Annotated in this window: 2 protein-coding genes; one reads left to right on the forward strand and one right to left on the reverse strand. The window is 67.2% G+C overall.

Annotated features, from left to right (window positions below; translation table 11 throughout):
- Nucleotides 1-47: 47 nt before the first annotated feature.
- Entirely contained in the window at nt 48-752 is a 705-nt protein-coding gene (gene tsaA / locus G4923_RS21130) for a tRNA (N6-threonylcarbamoyladenosine(37)-N6)-methyltransferase TrmO (protein WP_163138202.1), read from the reverse strand.
- 207 nt (nt 753-959) lie between these two features.
- On the opposite strand from tsaA, the gene G4923_RS21135 reads away from it, so the two are divergent.
- Entirely contained in the window at nt 960-1,952 is a 993-nt protein-coding gene (locus tag G4923_RS21135) for an NAD-dependent epimerase/dehydratase family protein (RefSeq protein WP_163138203.1), read from the forward strand.
- The last annotated feature ends 43 nt before the right edge of the window (nt 1,953-1,995 follow it).

Below are 1,995 nucleotides of genomic sequence, written 5' to 3' on the forward strand. Positions count from 1 at the left end.
ACATAACTGGGACAGCGCCTTTTTTTATGGGCCTGGGCTGGCGAAGATCAGGCGGGCTCTATGGCCGACACCAGGCAGTCGGGCTCGCTGATGCGAAAACGCACATTGAGGTCGAACAGCCTGACGCCGTACTCCTTGTCGTCCGGCTTGCCCTTCTTGTAGGCGGGGCGGGGATCCTGGGCCAGTACCTCGCTCACCAGCTGGCGCAGCTCGGGGTGGGCCTTGAGCCAGGGCATGAGCTGCTGCTCCGCCTCCGGGGTGAAGCTCACAGCCAGCGGCGGTGTGGGGGCCTCGGGGGCGAAGCCGCCCCGGGCGTGGGGCAGGCTGTCGGCATAGGGAATATAGGGCTTGATGTCGACCACAGGGGTGCCGTCCAGCAAGTCCACGGCGCCGAGATCGAGCCACAGCTTGCCACGCTCTCGGCCCACCCCGTGCAGCTCGACCACGGAGAGGCCGAGGGGATTGGGGCGGAAAGTGGAGCGAGTGGCAAAGACCCCGACCCGCTCGTTGCCGCCGAGGCGCGGCGGACGCACCGTCGGGTGCCAGCCCTGGGCCATGGTCTGGTGAAACACGAAGCTGAGCCAGAGGTGGGAAAACTGCTCTATGCCGCGCAGCACATCCGGCTGATCGTAGGGAGGCCGCAGCTCCAGGCGGGCGCGGGCCGATTTGACCAGGCCGGGCTGGCGGGGGATGGCGAACTTCTCCTTGTAGGGAGAGCGGATGATCCCTAGGGTGTCGATGTCGAACTTCATGGCGGATCCTGGCTGAAAACCCCGGCAATGTAGCACAGGCGTGCCGAAAACGCAGGCGTCGCCACAGGAGGTAGCCCTTGCCGCCCGCTGTGATCCCGGTCGCAGAGCGCGGCATCTGAGGCTGTGCCCTGGGGCCAACTTGCGTAGGGTGGGGGGAGGAAAGGGATTGGCCGGGTCATGGCACAGCGGCGCACAGGAGAGACAGGGATGAAACTGCTTATTATCGGCGGCACCGGGTTTTTGGGCCGCCACCTCACCTCGCTGGCCCTGGATTGGGGTCATGAGGTGACGCTGTTCAATCGGGGTCACCGTCAGCACCCTGACTGGCGCGAGCTGACCCAACTGCAGGGGGACAGGGATCAGAGTCTGGCCCCCTTGCTGGGGGAGGGACTGCACTGGGATCTGGCCATAGACACCTGCTGCTATGACCCAGCGCAGGCGGCCAGCCTCTCGACGGCCCTGCTCGGGCGCTGCGAGCGGCTCATCTTCATCTCCACCATCAGCGTCTATCGGGACTTCGCCCGGCCAGAGATGGACGAGTCGGCGCCACTGCACGAAGTGGCCCCCGGCGAGTCAGCCAGCGACTACGGTCCGCTCAAGGTTTTGTGCGAGACCGAGTATCGGGCCCACTGGGGCGAGCGGCTCTGCATACTGCGCCCCGGCGTGCTGTGCGGCCCCTTCGACCCGACCGGCCGCCTGGCCTGGTGGGTGCAACGGGTGCAACAAGGAGGATCCTGGCTGTTGCCGGGGGAGGGGCAGGACAGGTTGCAATACCTGGACGTGCGCGATTGCGCCGAGTTCGTGCTGCGGGCCGCCGAACAGCGGCTGGAGGGCTGCTTCAACCTCGTCAAGCCCGGCATCTTGCTGGTGGACTGGGTGGAGCGTCTGGCGGCCCGCCTGATACCGGCCTCCCCCCTGCAACCTGAGTGGACCCCCTGGCCCGCCCTGATCGCGGCCGGGGTCGAACCCTGGCAGAGTTATCCCACGCTGCTGCCCAACACCCAGGCCGAGTTTGCCGGCTATGGCAGCATCAGCGGCGAGGCCGCCATCGTTCACGGCCTGAACTTCCGGCCGCTGGAGGAGACGGTGGCCGATCTGGTGGCGTGGCTGGCGAGCAACGAGCAGACGCCCCTGGCTGGCATGACCCTGGCCGAGGAGGCGGCATTGCGGCAGCGGGTGCGGGAGTTCTCGCCGTCATAGGTCGGCAGGGGGAGCGCAGAGGCAAACGAGAGAGGGCACCCCG

It is taken from the genome of Aeromonas rivipollensis (genome assembly GCF_010974825.1).
Classification (GTDB): Bacteria; Pseudomonadota; Gammaproteobacteria; order Enterobacterales; family Aeromonadaceae; genus Aeromonas; species Aeromonas rivipollensis.